Source organism: Nocardia sp. NBC_00508 (assembly GCF_036346875.1).
Classification (GTDB): Bacteria; Actinomycetota; Actinomycetes; order Mycobacteriales; family Mycobacteriaceae; genus Nocardia.
Genome location: NZ_CP107852.1, coordinates 3,003,972 through 3,020,300, shown reverse-complemented (window position 1 = coordinate 3,020,300; position 16,329 = coordinate 3,003,972). Strand labels below are relative to the sequence as shown.

The 16,329-nt window shown below is 68.1% G+C and carries 17 protein-coding genes and 1 pseudogene; 11 read left to right on the top strand and 7 right to left on the bottom strand.

Going from position 1 to position 16,329, the window contains the following annotated elements:
- Window positions 1-5: 5 nt before the first annotated feature.
- Both OHA40_RS13440 and OHA40_RS13435 read right to left on the bottom strand, forming a co-directional pair.
- Complete coding sequence (locus OHA40_RS13440; RefSeq protein WP_330233375.1) at window positions 6-1,673, bottom strand: FAD-dependent oxidoreductase; 1,668 nt, start codon at window positions 1,671-1,673, stop codon at window positions 6-8.
- Between the two features lie 53 nt (window positions 1,674-1,726).
- The gene (locus OHA40_RS13435) at window positions 1,727-1,924 is read right to left on the bottom strand and encodes a hypothetical protein (RefSeq protein WP_330233374.1); all 198 of its coding nucleotides are present in this window, start codon (window positions 1,922-1,924) and stop codon (window positions 1,727-1,729) included.
- 209 nt (window positions 1,925-2,133) lie between these two features.
- Here OHA40_RS13435 and OHA40_RS13430 point away from each other — a divergent pair, with 209 nt between their 5' ends.
- Complete coding sequence (locus OHA40_RS13430; protein WP_330233373.1) at window positions 2,134-2,589, top strand: SRPBCC family protein; 456 nt, start codon at window positions 2,134-2,136, stop codon at window positions 2,587-2,589.
- A 132-nt stretch (window positions 2,590-2,721) separates the two neighbouring features.
- On the opposite strand, the gene OHA40_RS13425 is transcribed toward OHA40_RS13430, so the two are convergent.
- Complete coding sequence (locus tag OHA40_RS13425) at window positions 2,722-3,750, bottom strand: beta-ketoacyl-ACP synthase III (protein WP_330233372.1); 1,029 nt, start codon at window positions 3,748-3,750, stop codon at window positions 2,722-2,724.
- 220 nt (window positions 3,751-3,970) lie between these two features.
- Here OHA40_RS13425 and OHA40_RS13420 point away from each other — a divergent pair, with 220 nt between their 5' ends.
- The 5 genes and pseudogenes from OHA40_RS13420 to OHA40_RS13400 form a co-directional block, all read left to right on the top strand.
- A complete protein-coding gene (locus OHA40_RS13420) occupies window positions 3,971-4,243 on the top strand; it encodes a GlsB/YeaQ/YmgE family stress response membrane protein (RefSeq protein WP_330233371.1) in 273 nt (90 codons plus the stop codon).
- A gap of 103 nt (window positions 4,244-4,346) precedes the next feature.
- Window positions 4,347-5,075, top strand: coding sequence for a phosphatidylserine decarboxylase (locus OHA40_RS13415; RefSeq protein WP_330233370.1), 729 nt, complete (start codon window positions 4,347-4,349; stop codon window positions 5,073-5,075).
- Entirely contained in the window at window positions 5,075-5,989 is a 915-nt protein-coding gene (locus tag OHA40_RS13410) for a CDP-alcohol phosphatidyltransferase family protein (protein WP_330234158.1), read from the top strand. Before OHA40_RS13415 ends, OHA40_RS13410 begins: the two co-directional genes overlap by 1 nt.
- A gap of 35 nt (window positions 5,990-6,024) precedes the next feature.
- Window positions 6,025-6,213, top strand: coding sequence for a hypothetical protein (locus OHA40_RS13405; protein ID WP_330233369.1), 189 nt, complete (start codon window positions 6,025-6,027; stop codon window positions 6,211-6,213).
- 172 nt (window positions 6,214-6,385) lie between these two features.
- Window positions 6,386-7,546 (top strand): annotated as a pseudogene (locus OHA40_RS13400) (methyltransferase); the annotation flags it as partial.
- 150 nt (window positions 7,547-7,696) lie between these two features.
- Here the strand turns inward: OHA40_RS13400 and OHA40_RS13395 are convergent.
- Together OHA40_RS13395 and OHA40_RS13390 are read right to left on the bottom strand one after the other, a co-directional pair.
- Window positions 7,697-8,650: an aminoglycoside phosphotransferase family protein gene (locus tag OHA40_RS13395; protein WP_330233368.1), complete on the bottom strand. Its 954-nt coding sequence runs from the start codon at window positions 8,648-8,650 to the stop codon at window positions 7,697-7,699.
- On the bottom strand, window positions 8,568-9,125 hold the full coding sequence (locus OHA40_RS13390; protein ID WP_330233367.1) for an ATP-binding cassette domain-containing protein: 558 nt from the start codon (window positions 9,123-9,125) through the stop codon (window positions 8,568-8,570). The genes OHA40_RS13395 and OHA40_RS13390 overlap by 83 nt, the downstream gene beginning before the upstream one ends.
- 523 nt (window positions 9,126-9,648) lie before the next feature.
- On the opposite strand from OHA40_RS13390, the gene OHA40_RS13385 reads away from it, so the two are divergent.
- The 4 genes from OHA40_RS13385 (at window position 9,649) to OHA40_RS13370 (ending at window position 12,893) form a co-directional block, all read left to right on the top strand.
- Window positions 9,649-10,707 (top strand): RNA polymerase sigma-70 factor, encoded by a 1,059-nt coding sequence (locus OHA40_RS13385; protein ID WP_330233366.1) that lies wholly within the window; start codon window positions 9,649-9,651, stop codon window positions 10,705-10,707.
- Window positions 10,708-10,788: 81 nt separating this feature from the next.
- On the top strand, window positions 10,789-11,877 hold the full coding sequence (locus tag OHA40_RS13380) for an NAD(P)/FAD-dependent oxidoreductase (RefSeq protein ID WP_330233365.1): 1,089 nt from the start codon (window positions 10,789-10,791) through the stop codon (window positions 11,875-11,877).
- A 52-nt stretch (window positions 11,878-11,929) separates the two neighbouring features.
- Complete coding sequence (locus tag OHA40_RS13375; RefSeq protein WP_330233364.1) at window positions 11,930-12,655, top strand: Clp protease N-terminal domain-containing protein; 726 nt, start codon at window positions 11,930-11,932, stop codon at window positions 12,653-12,655.
- Between the two features lie 7 nt (window positions 12,656-12,662).
- On the top strand, window positions 12,663-12,893 hold the full coding sequence (locus OHA40_RS13370) for a hypothetical protein (protein ID WP_330233363.1): 231 nt from the start codon (window positions 12,663-12,665) through the stop codon (window positions 12,891-12,893).
- A 1-nt stretch (window position 12,894) separates the two neighbouring features.
- Here the strand turns inward: OHA40_RS13370 and OHA40_RS13365 are convergent, their stop codons facing one another.
- On the bottom strand, window positions 12,895-13,569 hold the full coding sequence (locus OHA40_RS13365; RefSeq protein ID WP_330233362.1) for a suppressor of fused domain protein: 675 nt from the start codon (window positions 13,567-13,569) through the stop codon (window positions 12,895-12,897).
- Window positions 13,570-13,628: 59 nt separating this feature from the next.
- Window positions 13,629-15,722 carry an NAD(+) synthase gene (locus OHA40_RS13360; RefSeq protein ID WP_330233361.1) on the bottom strand — a complete coding sequence of 698 codons (2,094 nt, stop codon included), beginning with the start codon at window positions 15,720-15,722 and terminating at the stop codon, window positions 13,629-13,631.
- Window positions 15,723-15,873: 151 nt separating this feature from the next.
- Between OHA40_RS13360 and OHA40_RS13355 the strand changes: the two genes are divergently transcribed.
- Window positions 15,874-16,167: a hypothetical protein gene (locus tag OHA40_RS13355; protein ID WP_330233360.1), complete on the top strand. Its 294-nt coding sequence runs from the start codon at window positions 15,874-15,876 to the stop codon at window positions 16,165-16,167.
- Window positions 16,168-16,329 lie beyond the last annotated feature (162 nt).

The following is a 16,329-nucleotide window of genomic DNA, read 5'->3' as shown; positions in this document are numbered from 1 at the left end:
CCTGATCACGCCAGATAGCGGTGCACGAGCATGACGGCCATCGCGCCCTCGCCGACCGCGGAGGCGACGCGCTTGGCGGATTCGGCGTGCACGTCGCCCGCCACGAACACGCCGGGCACGCTGGTTTCCAGATGGTGCGGCGGGCGGGGCAGTTCCCAGCCCGCGGGTCGCACACCGTCGACGAGCAGGTCCGGCCCCGCGAGCACGTAGCCCGCCTCGTCGCGCTTGACCACGCCGTCGAGCCAGTCGGTCTGCGGCGCGGCGCCGATGAACAGGAACAGCCGTTCCGCGTCGGCCTTCTCCTCGGCACCGGTCCTGTTGTCGCGCAGCATGATCTGCTGCAGGTGATCGCCGCCGTCGACCGCGATCACCTCGGTGTCGGTGTGCACTTCGATGTTCGGGATCTGCGCGATCTGCTGGATCAGATAGTGCGACATGGACCGCTCCAGTGAATCCGCCCGGACCACCAGGTGCACGGTGCGGGCGTTACGGGACAGGAATACCGCGGCCTGCCCCGCCGAGTTCGCGCCGCCCACGATGTAGACCTCGTGCTCGGCGCACTCGGACGCCTCGGTCATGGCCGAGCCGTAGTACACCCCGCGCCCGGTGAAGTCGTCCACACCAGGCGCCGGGTGGCGGCGGTAGTCGACGCCGGTCGCGATGATCACGGTGTGCGCGCACAGTCTGCCGCCGTCGGCGAACCGCACGGTGCGCGCGGACCCGTTCACCTCCAGCCCGACCACCTCCCGGGTGGTGATCACCTCGGCGCCGAACTTCGCGGCCTGCCGCCGCGCGCGGTCGGCCAGCTGTGCGCCGGACAAACCGTCCGGGAAGCCGAGGTAGTTCTCGATGCGCGAACTCTGCCCGGCCTGTCCTCCGGTCGCGGTCCGCTCCACCAGCACGGTGCGCAGGCCCTCGGACGCGCCGTACACCGCCGCACCCAGACCGGCGGGACCGCCGCCGACCACGATCAGGTCGTAGAACTCGCCCGCGGGATTGACCGTGAGGCCGACATGCTCGGCCAGCTCGCTGTCGGAGGGCTGCACCAGCGCCCGGCCCGCCGAGGTGATCACCACCGGACATCGCTCCGGGTCGGCCCCCGCCGCCTCGAGCAGCCGTGTGCCCTCGGGCTCGTCGGCCGGGTACCACCGGTAGGGCAGCTGGTTGCGGGCCAGGAACTCGCGCACCTGCGATGAGCGCGGCGACCAGCGATTGCCGACCACTTTGGTCTCGGTGACCGGCCGGTGCTCGCTGCTGCGCCACGCGTCCAGCAGACCGTCCAGCACCGGATAGAGCTTCTCCTCCGGCGGATCCCATGGCTTCAGCAGGTAGTGGTCCAGATCGACGACGTTGATCGCGTCGATCGCGGCATTGGTGTCGGCGTAGGCGGTCAGCAGCACCCGGCGCGCGTACGGGTGCAGGTCCATTGCCTGCTCCAGGAATTCGATGCCGTCCATACCTGGCATGCGATAGTCGGCGATCAATACCGCGACCGGCTGACCGCGCAGTTTCATTTCTCGAAGCGCATCGAGTGCCTGGGCACCCGATTCCGCGCGCAGAATCCGGTAATCGGCGCCGTAGCGGCGGCGCAAGTCGCGCACGACCGCCCGGGAAACTCCCGGATCGTCATCGACGCTCAGGATGGCCGGTTTCGTAGCAGCGGGTGAAGTCACCAGACGAGTATGGAGCCTCCCGGCACCGCCTGTCGTGGGCGTTCGCGGAGAGCTCAGAGGCGATGGTGCAGGACGAGATCGAGTTCGGTCGGGGTGAGCAGTCGCTCCAGGCGTTCTTCCTGGGCGGCCGAACGGACGCTGCGCGGTGACGCCGAGGAATCACGGGCTCGGCACCCGTTCTCGCGTTCGATAGCGGGAAGTAGCGGAACCTGGTCCGCGTGTCGACGATGCAGCAGGGAGAGCAGTTTCACGGCCGATCACCTCACGTTGGGACGCCGAAAAGTTGGAGCCGGTGTCTGATGCTTCATCTATCTGTTATTGTGCGCCGGCCATTACAGCGGCCGGCGTCCGAGTGGCGAAAATGTGATGCAACTGCCTTCCGATCTAAAATGTGGCGTGAATCGTCGAACGCGCTCGGACAGATGACCGTCGGTCCGTCGCACGTATCCGGGAGGCAGCGTTGCCGAACAATCTCGAAGCCGCCATCGACATCTCCGCGTCCCCGGAGCAGGTGTGGGCGGTGGTCTCCGACCTCAAGCGGATGCCGGAGTTCAGCCCCCAGTGCGTGCGGATGATGGCGCTCGGGTCGCTCAAGGCAGGCACCTGGACGCTCAACCTCAATCGCGACGGCAAGAAGTACTGGCCGACCACCTCCCGCATCGTGCGGTACGAGCCGAACCAGGCATTCGCCTTCCGGATCACCGAGAACCGCATGGTGTGGAGCTACACCTTGGAGCCGACCGAGACCGGAACCAGGCTGATCGAACGCCGCGACGTGCCCAACGGCACCACCTGGTTCTCCCGCAGGGCCATCAACGCGGCGCTCGGTGGCGAGCTCCCGTTCGAGGAGGCGCTGATGCGCGGCATGAACGAGACTCTCGGCAAGATCAAGTCCGCGGTCGAGGCTCGCTCCTGAGCGACGCCGCGCGAGGCGCGCGCGACGAGGACCCGTAGACCTCCGCACGCGACGCGACGCCGGGTCCGTTCGGAACCCGGCGCCGTGACGGTGGCCTTCGCGGCGAAGGCCACCCCAGCTCTCGGCTGAGCGCTACTTCCAGTTGGGCAGGCTCACGACCTGGGCCGCGTATGACAGGCCCGCGCCGAACGCGATGAGCAGTGCCGTGTCGCCCGGCTTCGACTCGCCCTTGCGCAGCAGCGCCTCCATGGCCAGCGGGATCGACGCGGCCGAGGTGTTGCCCGCCTCCTCGATGTCGTTGGCGAGCGCACAGTGCTCGGGAAGTTTCAGCACCCGGGCCATGATCTCGATGATCCGGCCGTTGGCCTGGTGCGGGATCATCGCGTCCAGGTCGTCGGAGGACAGGCCGGCGCGGTCGATCGCGTCGCGGCACACCTTCTCCAACGAGTGCGCCGCCCACCGGAACACCGCGGTGCCCTCCATGGCCATGTACGGCCGCACCGCGTCCAGACCCTTTTCGTCGATCTCGTGAAAGAACTCGATCCAGTCCTTGTCCTGCCGGATGGCGTGGTGCTGGGTGCCGTCCGAGCCCCACACGGTGGGACCGATGCCCGGCTCGTCGGACGGGCCGATGATCACCGCGCCCGCACCGTCGGCGAAGAGGAAGGCGGTGGAGCGATCGCGCGGGTTGATCGTGTTGGTCAGCTTCTCCACGCCGATTACCAGGACGTGCCCGGCGGTACCGGCCCGGACCAGGTCCGACGCCAGCGCGATCGAGTGGCAGAAGCCCGCGCAGCCGGCCGAGACGTCGAAGGCGGCGGCGCCGTTCATGCCGAGCTCGGTGGCGATGCGCGGGGCCGCGGCCGGCGTCAACAACAGGTGCGTCGACGTAGCAACGATCACGCAATCGACTTGGTCGATCGCGATGCCGGAAGATTCCAGCGCGCCGCGGGCGGCGGCGACACTCATGCTCTGAATCGTTTCCGATTCGTCGGCGAACCGCCGGGTCTTGATGCCCGATCTGGTCTGGATCCACTCGTCGCTGGAGTTGATCGGACCCGCGACTTCGTCGTTGGTGACCACTCGAGCAGGGCGGTAAACGCCGAGTCCGAGCATCGCCGTGTGCTCTGCCCCGGTGGTCTGGGCGATGCGAGCAGCCATCTGCGTCTCCTATGTACCTGCGGCGGCGCCGCCGGGTGTTCCCCGAAGCATCGAAATCGGTCCTCATCCGCCACTGTCCATCCGAGAATAGACATGAGGCTTCCTCATATTAGCCCGAGGGTCGCTCATCTGGCGCGCGTATTTCGACAATCTCTGGGTATCTCGTCGACGCACGCTGCTGTTGTTAACGGCGTGACCCGACTACTGATGCGAGGACACCATGCTCGGTCTCGGAATCATCGGATGGATCATCATCGGCGGCCTGGCCGGATGGATCGCCAGCAAGTTCATGAAGACGGACGCTCAGCAGGGCATCCTCCTCAATATCGTCGTCGGAGTGATCGGCGGCTTGCTCGGCGGGTTCCTGCTGAAGTTGCTCGGCGTCGACGTCGAGGGCGGCGGCCTCTGGTTCAGCTTCTTCACCTGCCTTGGTGGCGCGGTCATCCTGTTGTTCCTGGTGCGGCTGGTCACCGGGAGCCGGATCAGGTCCTGACCCCGCGTGCCACCTGCTCTCTTCCCGTAAGGTGTGAACGCTTGCGCCGGTCCTATTGTTGACAGGGCGCAACCCGTCTGCATCGAGCACGAAAGAGGAGCCTGTGGCCCGCCGTCCCACCCCGCCCGGCACGCCTGAACGCACCGGAGTCGGCCACGTCGTCGACTTGGTCCGTCACGCGATCCCTCCGCTGCATCCCGCCGGGCTCCCGTTCGTCGCCGCACCGCTGGCGGTCGCCGTCCTGGGCGGCAAACGCAAGTGGGTGCGGCGGACGGGACTGTTCGCCGCTGCGGCCTGCGCGACCTTCTTCCGTCATCCGCACCGGGTGCCGCCGAACCGGCCGGGTGTCGTGGTCGCGCCCGCCGACGGTGAGATCGCCTTGGTCGACACCGCCGCTCCGCCCGCCGAACTGGGGCTGGGCGATCAGCCGCTGCCGCGGGTCAGCATCTTCTTGTCCGTGCTGGACGTGCATGTGCAGCGCACGCCGGTCTCCGGCGTGGTGCGCACCGTGTCGCACCAGCCCGGCCAGTTCCGTTCCGCCGACCTGCCCGAGGCCAGCTCGGTGAACGAGCGCAACAGCATGGTGCTGGAAACGCCGGAGGGCGGCCAAGTCGTGGTCGTGCAGATCGCGGGGCTGCTGGCCCGCCGGATCGTCTGCGACGCCCGAGTCGGCGACGTGCTCACGATCGGCGACACCTACGGCCTGATCCGCTTCGGCTCGCGGGTCGACACATATTTCCCGCCGGGCACCGAACCGCTCGTGCAGCCCGGCCAGCGCACCATCGGCGGCGAGACCGTGCTCGCCGTGCTCGGCTCCACCGCTGACGCGTGATGGAAGCGGCGGTACCCACCCAGCGGCGCCGGCGGACCATCCGCCTGCTGCCGAGCATTGTCACCATTCTGGCGCTCTGCTCCGGACTGTCCGCGGTGAAGTTCGGCCTCGACGGCAAGCTCGACATCGCGCTGGCCATGATCGGTGCGGCGGCCGTGCTGGACACCCTCGACGGCAGGCTGGCCAGAATGCTCGACGCCACCACGAAAATGGGCGCCGAGCTGGATTCGCTGTCGGACGCCATCTCCTTCGGCGTCGCCCCCGCACTCGTGCTCTATGTGACCCTGCTCAGCAGCAACAGTGTGGGGTGGATCGTCGCGCTGCTGTTCGCGGTCAGCATCGTGCTGCGGCTGGCCCGGTTCAACACCCTGATGGACGACGACACCCGGCCGGACTGGGCCCGGGATTACTTCGTCGGCGTGCCCGCTCCGGCCGGCGCGCTCATCGCGATGGTGCCGGTGGCGCTGCTCGTGCAGTTCGGCGACGGCTGGTGGGTGGGCTTCTACGAGGTCGCGGCGTGGACGGTGTTCGCCGCGGCGCTGTCTGTCAGCACGATTCCGACCCTGGCCATGAAGTCGGTATCGGTGGCGCCGCAGGCAGCGGCCGGTCTGCTGGTGCTGGTCGCGCTTGCCGCGGCAGCCCTGGTCACCTATCCGATCGTGCTGCTGCTGGTGCTGGTCGTGCTGTACCTGGGACACATTCCCTTCGCCTGGCATTCCCAGCGCTGGGTGGCCGCACGGCCGGAGACCTGGCAGCACAAGCCCGCCGAGCGACGCGCCCAGCGCCGCGCGAACCGCCGCCTGCCCGCGATCCGCCGTCCGGCGATCCGCGGCTCGTCCGCCCGGCTGCGCCTGCGCCGCCCCGGCGCAAAGCAGCGCCAGAACGAGAACCCGCCACCGAGCACGAATCTTTAGTAGCGCTCGCGGGTGACAACTGATTTCGTGAGTACATGGGTAACTCCATGGTCTTCTTCGGCGCCATCGAAGTCGATATCGACGCCGAACTCGCCGCACTGGGGCAGTGTTGCGGGCATGACGTTGCTGACGGGGTGGTGCTTCGCCCGCGCCGCGGCCCGAGCGGGATCACGATGTATTCGGACCGACCCGTGTCGTCGTGCGAGTATTGGCTGTGTATCTGATCGGAAGGAGCTGATCTGTTGTGAACATGGGCATGGTTTTGGGTGACCGCTACTCCCACGCTTCGGCACGGGAGCAAGCCGTGCTGCCTTCTTTATGACCAGCGGGTAGCACGCCTGCTCCCTTCGGAGCGTCGTCGGCCAGTGACACCTTCGACCTTCACGGGAGCTTCACATGTCCACGGTCAGTTGGACCGAGAACGGAACCAGACGAACTGCTCGCTGGCACTCCGAGAGCGAGACTCCGGCGCCAGCCCGCATCGTTGTCGTCGACGATCACATTTCTGCGCCTGCGGCTCTGCGGCTCGTCCGGTCAGGCGCCGGTCTGCTCTGGCGAGGCGACTTCCACAACGCCAGGCAACTCATGCGTGCCATGGGTCGCCGCCTCCCGCAGCGATCGAGTCCGGCATCTGCAGACGGTGGCCTCGGCGCCGCCTTCCACAGATACAGGAAGGCCCGCTCGGAACGAGCAGCGCTACTCGGCAAAATATTGATCACGCTGGAGCGAGACCACTCGATCCGACTACGCCGGGCACCTGACGCGCGCGCAGCGTGCGAGCACGCGTACGGGAAGCCGACGAATGAGTCAGATGACGGCTCCAGTGGAGTAACGCTTGTCTCGCTTCCCGAACTTCTCGGCGTCATCGGCGCCTACGAGTGGCACCGCAAGGGCATCGACATCACTGCTCTGGGCGCCCGGCTCCACCCCGCATACGGTGTCTTCGCCCCCACCCGCAACGAATACATCGATCTCGTTGCCTGTGCTCCCTTGCCACGCGGCATCGATCGCCCGGTCGTGTTCGACATCGGCACCGGGACCGGGGTGCTCGCTGCACTTCTCGCCCGGCGAGGTGCGCGAGAAGTGCTTGCGACCGACATCAACTCACGCGCGGTGCAGTGCGCGCGAGAGAACATGCAACGACTCGGTCTTACCGGCCGGGTTCGAGTTACCGAGGCCGATCTCTGGCCTGGCACTCAACAGCGCGCCGACCTGATCATATGTAACCCGCCCTGGCTACCTGGATACCCGACATCGGCTTTGGAACTCGGGATCTATGACGCCGCGTCCGACATGCTCAACCGCTTCCTCCGTGATCTTGCAGATCACCTCACGCCGGACGGCGAAGGGTGGCTGATCCTGTCGGATCTCGCCGAACACTTCGGCCTACGGACCCGCGACGAGCTTCTCGCACGCATCTTTGACGCCGATCTCGAGGTCATAGCCAGACACGAAACAACCCCTCGCCATTCACGTGCCGCCGACAGCACGGACCCGCTTCACGCAGCCCGAGCGCGCGAGCGAACCGTTCTCTGGCGGCTAGCGTCAAGGGCGCCCACGGCTATCGCATGGTCGTCGCAGGTGGACCGCCGGGCGGGCGGGTGTTTTCACGAGCGACCACCTATGAAACGCCCCGGCGGATCTCCCGACAGCCTCGCGCTCAACGACGGGCTGTGAGCATCGGGCTGAGGTATCAGTCGGTTGGTATCAGCTGCTCATGCCGGCGGCGAAGGGCGTCGTCTGCCAGTGGTCGAGCGCGGGCTCGAGGTACTCCATCAGTTCGGGAAGCTGCGGGACCAGGGTGAGGGTGGCGATGACCCGCAGCATGCCCAGGGCGTTGACGAAGGTGAGGACCTCCTCGTCGAGCGGCCTCGTGCCGTTGCGTCGTGCGCCGCGGTTGTAGGCGGCTTCGTGCTCGGGTCCGAGAGCGGCCAGGTCCCACTCGACGGGCCCTAGGGTGACCAGTTCGAAGTCGGCGTAGAGGTCGCCGTCTACCGCGTTGAAGATGTTCGCGGGCGGGGAGTCACCGTGGATGGGTTGGAGGTCGACGCCGGGGAACCGAGCCTCGAAGGCGCTGCGTGAGCGTACGAGGGGTTCGAGGAACTGCCATTCGCGGCGGGCCCGGTCGAGCTCGGCCGCTCCGATCAGGTCAGGATGCTGGTCGAGCCGGGCGAGGCTGCCCGCGATGAACCCCGGGTCGGCCGCGGACAGGAACTCCAGGTGGCCCGGGTAGGCGCGCAGTGCCGCGTGCAGGTCGGCGACGCTCTCGGCGTTCGCGACGTAGTCGGGTTCCTTGTCCCTGGCCTCCTCGACGAACGGCCAGAACGTCATCGAGAACCCGTCGCGCTGCACGGGTTCGCGCGGCACGAGCGGGCTGGGCGCGATCACGGGGATTTTCTGGTCGGCCAGCCACCGTGTGACATCCAGCTCGTCCTGCTGGCGGCGCGCGAGGGCGGCCAGGTCGTCCGGGCGGGGTAGGACGGTGGGAATTCGGGCCACCACCGGCGCGGGGGCCAGGTGGACGACGACCGAAAAGACGTCGTGGAGCACCGTGGGCTCGGTGACGGTCAGGCCAAGCTCACGCCCGGCCGCGACGGCTGCCTCGACGGCGGCGGAGGTGCGGTCGGCGCGCTGTTGTTGTGGTGTCAGGAAGGTGGTCATGGATCCCTTGTTTCAGTGGATTGGTGGATGCCAAGCGATTCAGGGCGGGCCGGACCGGGGTCAGCGCCTGCGGCCGGGGTGCAGTTCCAGCTGCTCGCCGGTCGGCGAGGGACTCCTCTGCGGCACGGAGCCTTCGCTCTATATCGCGCAGTTCGGTCAGGGCGAGGTCGACGGCGTCTTGCACGGTGCAGTCCGCATCAAGGTCGAGGGTCTGGGCGAGGTAGCCGGTTCCGCCGGGAAAGCGGACGGTGACCTCCCCGGCGTCCGGCGTCTCGGCCGTGGCGAGCAGCCGCAGCAAGGTGGACTTGCCGGAGCCGTTCTCACCAATGACGGCAGCCTTCTCGCCAGGCCGGACGGTGAAGGAGACCTGGTCGAGGATGGTCCGGGTGCCATACGACTTGGTGACGGACTTGACGGACAGCTGCGCCACAGCGGGGATGGTGGTGGGCAGGGAGGTATGGGCGCGGTCGCGCATAGGGCTTTCCCTGGGCATACGAGGGGTCTACGGGCAGCAGAAACGGCGGCATGGGCCGTGCCCGGACTCAGACGAAGAAGAGGAAAGCCATGGCCCCACCATAACAAGACGAATCGTCTCGCTCCAATTCTTGCGGGACACGAAGTCCGTGATCCGTAGCGCCCCGCTCGTCCGGGGAAGGTGAGGCATGGGAAGCCATTCATCGGTGCTCTGAGCTCGTCCGGGCGGCATCCGCGAAGGTCCGCGGGCGGGGCACGGCAGCGGTCGTCTCCAGGTTGAGGCGCTTGTTCATGTCGAGGCGGAAGGTGCCGTACGGGTTGTTATGTTGGACCAGAACAGCGCGGTCAGTCCGCGCCGGTCCAGAGTTCACGCGGCGTGTGCGGTGATCTTGGCCCAGGACCGGTTGCCTTCAAGATCATCTTGTGGAACCAACGTCACGCGCCACCACACCTAGACACACGTCGGCCGGATTCTTGACGAGTAGATGGCAAATGGCCGCAGATCACACGGTACTGTCGGCCCCATGACCGGCGGATATGCCTTTAGGGGGCACATTGGTAACTCGTCGGGCACGCCCAAACCAGTAGCGGCACCATACGCAGGACCTGAACGTGGATCCCGTGTCACCCGACCACTACTGCCCGAAGACCCGGAGAGGCAGCACAGCCTGCGGGAATTCCAGGAGCACCGGCCGCGGCTGTTCGCGCTCGCCTACCGGATGCTCGGTTCGGCGAGCGAGGCCGAGGACGCCGTGCAGGAGACCTATCTGCGCTGGGACGGCGCCGACCGCGGCGAGATCCGCTCCGCCGAGGCGTGGTTGACCACGGCGCTGGTGAATCTCTGCCGTACCTGGCTGGTTTCGGCGCGGGCGCGGCGGGAGAGCTATGTCGGACCGTGGCTGCCCGAGCCGGTGCCGACCGCGCGCGGCGAGCTCGGTCCGCTGGAGACCGTCGAAGAGCGCGAACTCGTTTCGTTCGCGCTGCTGACCGCGCTGGAGCGGTTGAATCCGGTGGAACGGGCCGTCTTCGTGCTGCGCGAGGCTTTCGGGTACGCGCACCGCGAGATCGCCGACATGCTCGACGTGACCGAGGCCAACTCGCAGCAGATCTTCCGGCGGGCGGGCCAGCGTGTGCGAGAAGGGCGGGCCCGCTTCGATATTCCGGCTGGCCACGCCCGCGAACTGGTCGAACGGTTCCTGAAGGCGGCGCGGGACGGCGATATCGAGGCGCTGGAGCGAATGCTCACCGCCGACGTGACCGCGACGGCCGACGGCGGCGGTGCGATCAATGCGGCCCGGCGCCCGGTACACGGCGCGAACCATGTGGCGCGGTACCTCGCGGGCCTGCTGCGTTGGGAGGTGCCGGGGATGCAGTTGCTCGTCGAGGAGGTCAATGGCGCGCCCGCCGTGGTCGCGCGGGTCGACGGCGCGCCACTGCTCGTGGTGGGGATCGAGGTGGCCGAGGGCGCGGTCGCGGCGTTGCGGTTGATCGTCAACCCGGAGAAGCTGGCTTATTTCGCCGGGTCGAGCGGGCCGGATGGCACGGTGGGCACGCTCCCGGCCCGGCCTCGCCGCTCCTTGTGACGCGGTTCACGGGTCTGGTCTGTCAGGATTCGATGGCCTGTCCGGTCTGAAGGGTGATGGCCGATCGGAAGGAGCCACATCATGACCGGACAGCATCGGATCGTCGTACTCGGCGCCGGGTACGCGGGGCTGGCGGCGGCCCGCAGGTTCGCGCGGACAGCGCGTGACGCGCGGATCACCGTGGTGGACGCCCACGCGGCGTTCATCGAGCGGGTGCGGCTGCATCAGCAGGCGGCCGGACAGCGGATTCCCGCATGGGATCTGCGGGAATTGCTGGAACGCAAGGGCGTTCACTTCGCACACGCCGTCGCTACGGACATCGATACGACCGGCAAGCGCGTAGTGCTCGACGCGGCGCCCGCCCTCGACTACGACACCCTGGTCTACGCGCTCGGCAGCGTGGCCGATGCCGAGCGCGTTCCAGGCGTCGCAGCGCATGCCTATTCCATTGCGACGCAGGAGGATATGAAGAGGCTGGTGATTCCGCGCGGAACGGTCGCGGTGGTGGGTGCCGGGGCGACCGGGATCGAACTCGCGGCGGAACTGGCGGAATCGCATCCGGATAGCCGGGTGCTGTTGCTCGGCTCGGAGGAACCGGGTGCCTGGCTGTCGTCGCGCGCACGGACGCATATCCGGCGGACACTGGAGCGTCTCGGGGTCGAGATCCGCTCGGACGTCAAGGTGATCGAGGTGACGGCCGCGGGCATGCGGTTGGCCGACGGCTCGCTCGTCGAGGCCGCGGCGACGGTGTGGACCACGGGTTTTCGCGTGCCCGATCTTGCCGCGCGCTCGGGTCTTGCGGTGGATTCCGACGGCAGCGTGTTGACCGATGCCACGCTGCGTTCGCTGTCGCATCCGGACGTCTACGCCGCGGGTGACGCCGCCCTTGTCGTGGGGCCCGGCGGGCGCGAGCTGCGCATGGCCTGTGCCACGGCGCTGCCCACCGGCAAGTACGCGGCCGATGCCGTCGTCGCGCGGATGCGCGGGGCCGAGCCGCGGCCGCTGCGGTTCCGGTACGTCTTGCAGTGTCTCAGCCTGGGGCGCCGGGACGGCGTGATCCAGTTCGTCCACGCCGATGACGCGCCGGCTCGGACGGTGCTGACCGGACGAACGGCGGCGTGGGTGAAGGAGCGGGTGGTGCGCGGCGCATCCTGGGCCGCCCGGCCCTGAGCATCGTCAACCAACGGTTGACGATTGCGCATCGTCAACCTATGGTTGACGCATGGCATCACAATTCCGCCTCGACGACCTGATCGATGGCATCAAGAAAGCCCGGCCCGACAATGTGCTCGACCAGCTCTCCGACGCCGTCGTCCTGGCAAATCATCTCGACGAGCTGGCCGATCACCTGATCGGCCACTTCGTGGACCAGGCCCGCCGCTCCGGGGCCTCCTGGACCGACATCGGCGTCAGCATGGGCGTCAGCAAGCAGGCCGCGCAGAAGCGGTTCGTGCCCAAGGTGCCCGACCCGGCCGACGCCGCCGCCATGGATCCGAACGCCGGGTTCGCCCGCTTCACCACGCGGGCGCGCCAGGTGGTGATGGCCGCGCAAGAGGCCGCTCGCAGCGCGGGAAACCGGGAGATCGGCGTCGGGCACGTGGTGCTCGGGCTGCTCACCGAACCGGAGGGGCTCGCGGTGCGGGAGCTGGTCGCCAATCGTGTTGCGCTGGACGTGCTCTCCGCGGCCGCCACCGCGTCGCTGCCGCCGAGCGAGGGCGAGGTTCCCGCGCTGGTGCCATTCGGCTCCGAGGCCAAGAAGGTCCTGGAGCTCACCTTCCGTGAGGCGCTTCGTCTGGGGCACAACTACATCGGCACCGAGCACATCCTGTTGGCGCTGCTCGAGCAGGAGAACGGTTCCGGCCTGCTCAGTGACCTCGGCATGGACAAGGCGCGGACCGAAGCGCACCTGGTCGAGCTGCTCGCGGCGTTCACGTCCGGGCAGTCCTGATCCGGCGATGAGGGGCGGCAAGCTCCGCGCGGTAACCGTGCTCGTCGTGTTCATCCTGGTGATCGGCGTGGCGCGGCGAGCGGCTTCCGATCGCCGAATCCGCAATGTGGTCAATGGAATCCGTGGCGCGCGTGCCGCACGGGCGCGTCATCGCCGGGCGCTGCGCACCCGAGCCGCCGCGATCTCCCGGCCACGCGAAAGCGCTCGGCGCGCACGCTACGCGATGCGAGCGGCCTGAATCACGCCCGCCCGGCCAGACCTCCGCCCCACCGCGGCCAACGGGCCTGCGGTTTCGGCTCCGAGACCAGCGGCTCACGATGGATGTCGGTGACGTACAGGGGAAGTCGCGGTTCCAGCTGGGCGAGCAGTTCGAGGGCGCGTCCGCCCTGCGCCGCCCGGTATTCCGGCGTCGTGAGGCCGACGATCTGCAGGAACCGGACCCGGCCGTGCGGGCTGTCGATGGTGCCGAGTTCCGGGTCGGCCACGAAGCAGACGGCATGACTGGTGCAGTCCGTGTGACCTGCCGCGATCGGCCCGTTCGACTTGATGGTGTGGCCAGGCTCGAACCACTTGCCGGACTGGAACACGTAGCGGGCCAGATTCTGCAGGAAGTTCGTCGGCCACGCGGGCGGCTCGGTCTGCTCGGGCCTGCGCACCAGGCGGAAGGTGAGTTCGAAGCCCCAGCCGGATTCCGCCGGGTTGTCCCACTCCTTCTCGTACAGCTCGGTCATGCCGTAGCCGATGTAGTGCCAGTGCGGTACCGGGTCGGTACGGGAGTAGGCGCTGATCCCGTCGAGCGGGTCGGCTCCGCCGAGCGACCACGGGTGGTCCGGGGCCCAGTGGAAGGGCTCGATATCGCCGTACAGCGGCCGCAACGCACCATCGATGGCATCCCAGCCGGGTTTTTCACTCACCCCGCCACCATAAGCACGCACCGCTCGGCCGCACGCGGGGCGTCGCACGCCCGGCCGGGTCAGTAGTCCGGCACGTTGCGGGCGAGCTCGTCCAGCCAGGCCGTCGCCGACGCGTCGCTCGGAGCGCGCCAGTCGCCGCGCGGCGAGAGCGATCCGCCGGAGCCGACCTTCGGCGCGTTCGGCAGAGTCGAGCGCTTGAACTGGCTGGTCTGCACGAAGCGGCGCAGGAATTCGGCCAGCCAGTGCTTGATCGTGGCGAGATCGTAGGCATGGCGCTGGTCGGCGGGCACGAGGTCGGGCCAGCGCCCGGCAGCGGCATCGGACCAGGCGTGCCGGGCCAGATACGCGACGCGGCTCGGCCGGTAGCCGAAGCGCAACAGGTAGTACAGATGGAAGTCCTGCAACTCGTACGGGCCGACCGTGGCCTCCGAACTCTGCCGCGGCGCCGAGGTATCCGCGTGCGGAATCAGCTCAGGGGAGATCTCGGTGCGCAGAATCGACGACAGCACCTCGCCCGCTTCGGGTCCGAACTGCTCGGTGTCCACCGCCCACGCGATCAGGTATTTGATCAGTGTCTTGGGCACCGAGGCGTTGACGCTGTAATGCGCCATGTGGTCTCCGACGCCGAATGTGCACCAGCCGAGGGCGAGCTCGCTGAGATCGCCCGTGCCGACCACCAGCGCGCCGTGCTGGTTGGCCAGCCGGAACAGGTGCGAAGTCCGTTCGCCCGCCTGCACGTTCTCGTAGGTGATGTCGTACTGCTCCGCGCCGTCGGCGGCCGGGTGGCCGAGGTCGCGCAGCATCTGAGCGGCCGAAGGCCGGATGTCGATCTCACCCGCCGTGACATCGAGCGCCGCCATCAGGCGGTGCGCGTCGGTACGGGTTCTGGTGCTGGTCGCGAATCCGGGCATGGTGTAGGCCAGCACGTTCGCCCGCGGCAGGCCGAGCCGGTCCATCGTCTTGGCCGCCACGATCAGCGCCTGGGTGGAGTCCAACCCGCCGGACACTCCGATCACCACCCGCTCCAGGCCGGTGGCGCGCAATCGCGTGCTCAGACCCTCGACCTGGATGTGGTGCACCTCGGCGCAACGCTCATTGCGCACGGCGGGATCGGCCGGGACGTAAGGGAAGCGCTCGATATCGCGGCGCAGCGCGGTCGGTCCTTCGGGGATCGGCAACCGTACCTCGACGCGTCGCATCGCGGTCAACCGGTCGCGGTGGTCGTGCACATTGTCGGCGAAGCTGGTGGTGCGCAAGCGATCCGCGGCGAGCCGGCGCAGATCCAGATCGGCGGTGATCAGCTGGGGATGATCGGAGAACCGCTCGCCCTCGGCGAGCAGGTCGCCGTTCTCGCAGATCAGCGCCTGCCCGTCCCACGCGAGGTCGGTGGTGGACTCGCCGTGCCCCGAGGCGGAATACAAATACGCCGCGAGGTAGCGGGCCGAATGCGAGGTGCACAGCGTCCGCCGGTAGTCCGCCTTCCCGATCACGATGTTGCTCGCGGACAGGTTGACCAGCACCGTCGCACCGGCCAACGCGGCAAAGCCGCTGGGTGGCAGAGGAACCCATCCGTCCTCGCAGATCTCCAGGTGAAAGGTGAAATCCGCCAGGTTGCTCGCGCGGAACAGCAGATCGGACCCGAACGGCGCCCGGTGCCCCGCGATCGTGATCTGGTCTTCCAGCGCTTCCCGCGCCGCCGCGAACTGACGCTTCTCGTAGTACTCCCGGTAGTTCGGCAGATAGCTCTTCGGCGCCACACCGAGCACGACGCCACGGCAGATCGCGACCGCGCAGTTGAACAGCCTGCCCTGCGCCCGCGCGGGGGCGCCGACGACGAGCACCGTGTCGAGGTCTGTGCTGGCCGCGACGACCCGCTCGAGCGCCGCATCGACCGCGTCGTCCAGTGCGTCCTGATGGAACAGGTCGTCGGCGGTATACGAGGACAAACCCAGTTCGGGGAATATCGTCAGCACCGCACCGGCCGCCACCGCCTCCCCGGCCAGCTCGACGGTCTGCTCGACGTTGTAGGCGGGATCGGCCACCCGGACCCGGGGCACGGCCACCGCCACCCGGGCGAACCCATGCCGGTACAGCGAATCGAACGGCAGGTCGTCCACGGCATACCCCTTCGGGATCACCTGATCATGGTCCATCCGGAATCTACGCCGCGTTGGACGTCCAGGTGCGGTGTTGGGTTCCCGGCGATCGCGTGGGCAGCGCTTCGACCTGCTCCTTTACCGTCGCAGCCGGGTAGGGCGGATCGTCCGGCCCGAAGTGTGAACCGGCGACGGCTAAGCTATAGCAATGGCGGATGAAATGGATTCCGACCTAATAGCGGGGGAACGGCGCGCAGACCTGCTGCGCGCGCTTTCGTATGTGTCCACCGAGTCCCAACCCGACGGCAGCTATGTGGTGAACGGCGACCTGCCGCCGGACGTGGCGCCGCCGTTCATTCGCGCCATCATGCGGGTCGAGGCCGAGCTGCTGCTGCACGACGCCGAGCTCGTCACCGTCGAGGGCGGTGAGCCCCGCACGCCGGAGGAACGGCGTACCGACGCCTTCGTCGCCTTGGTCCTGCGCGTCGACGATCGCCCGTAGGCGGTACCTCCGCCTTCGCTCCGGCCATGCGCAGGCTGAAGACGGACTACGTCCGACAGCGCCACTGGTCCCGGCGCGGCGGCGCCCGATGACCTTGCACTCGACACCCCTGAGTGCTAAAAAGGCTTTTGGCACTCTCGACCTGTGAGTGCCAGGTCGGGA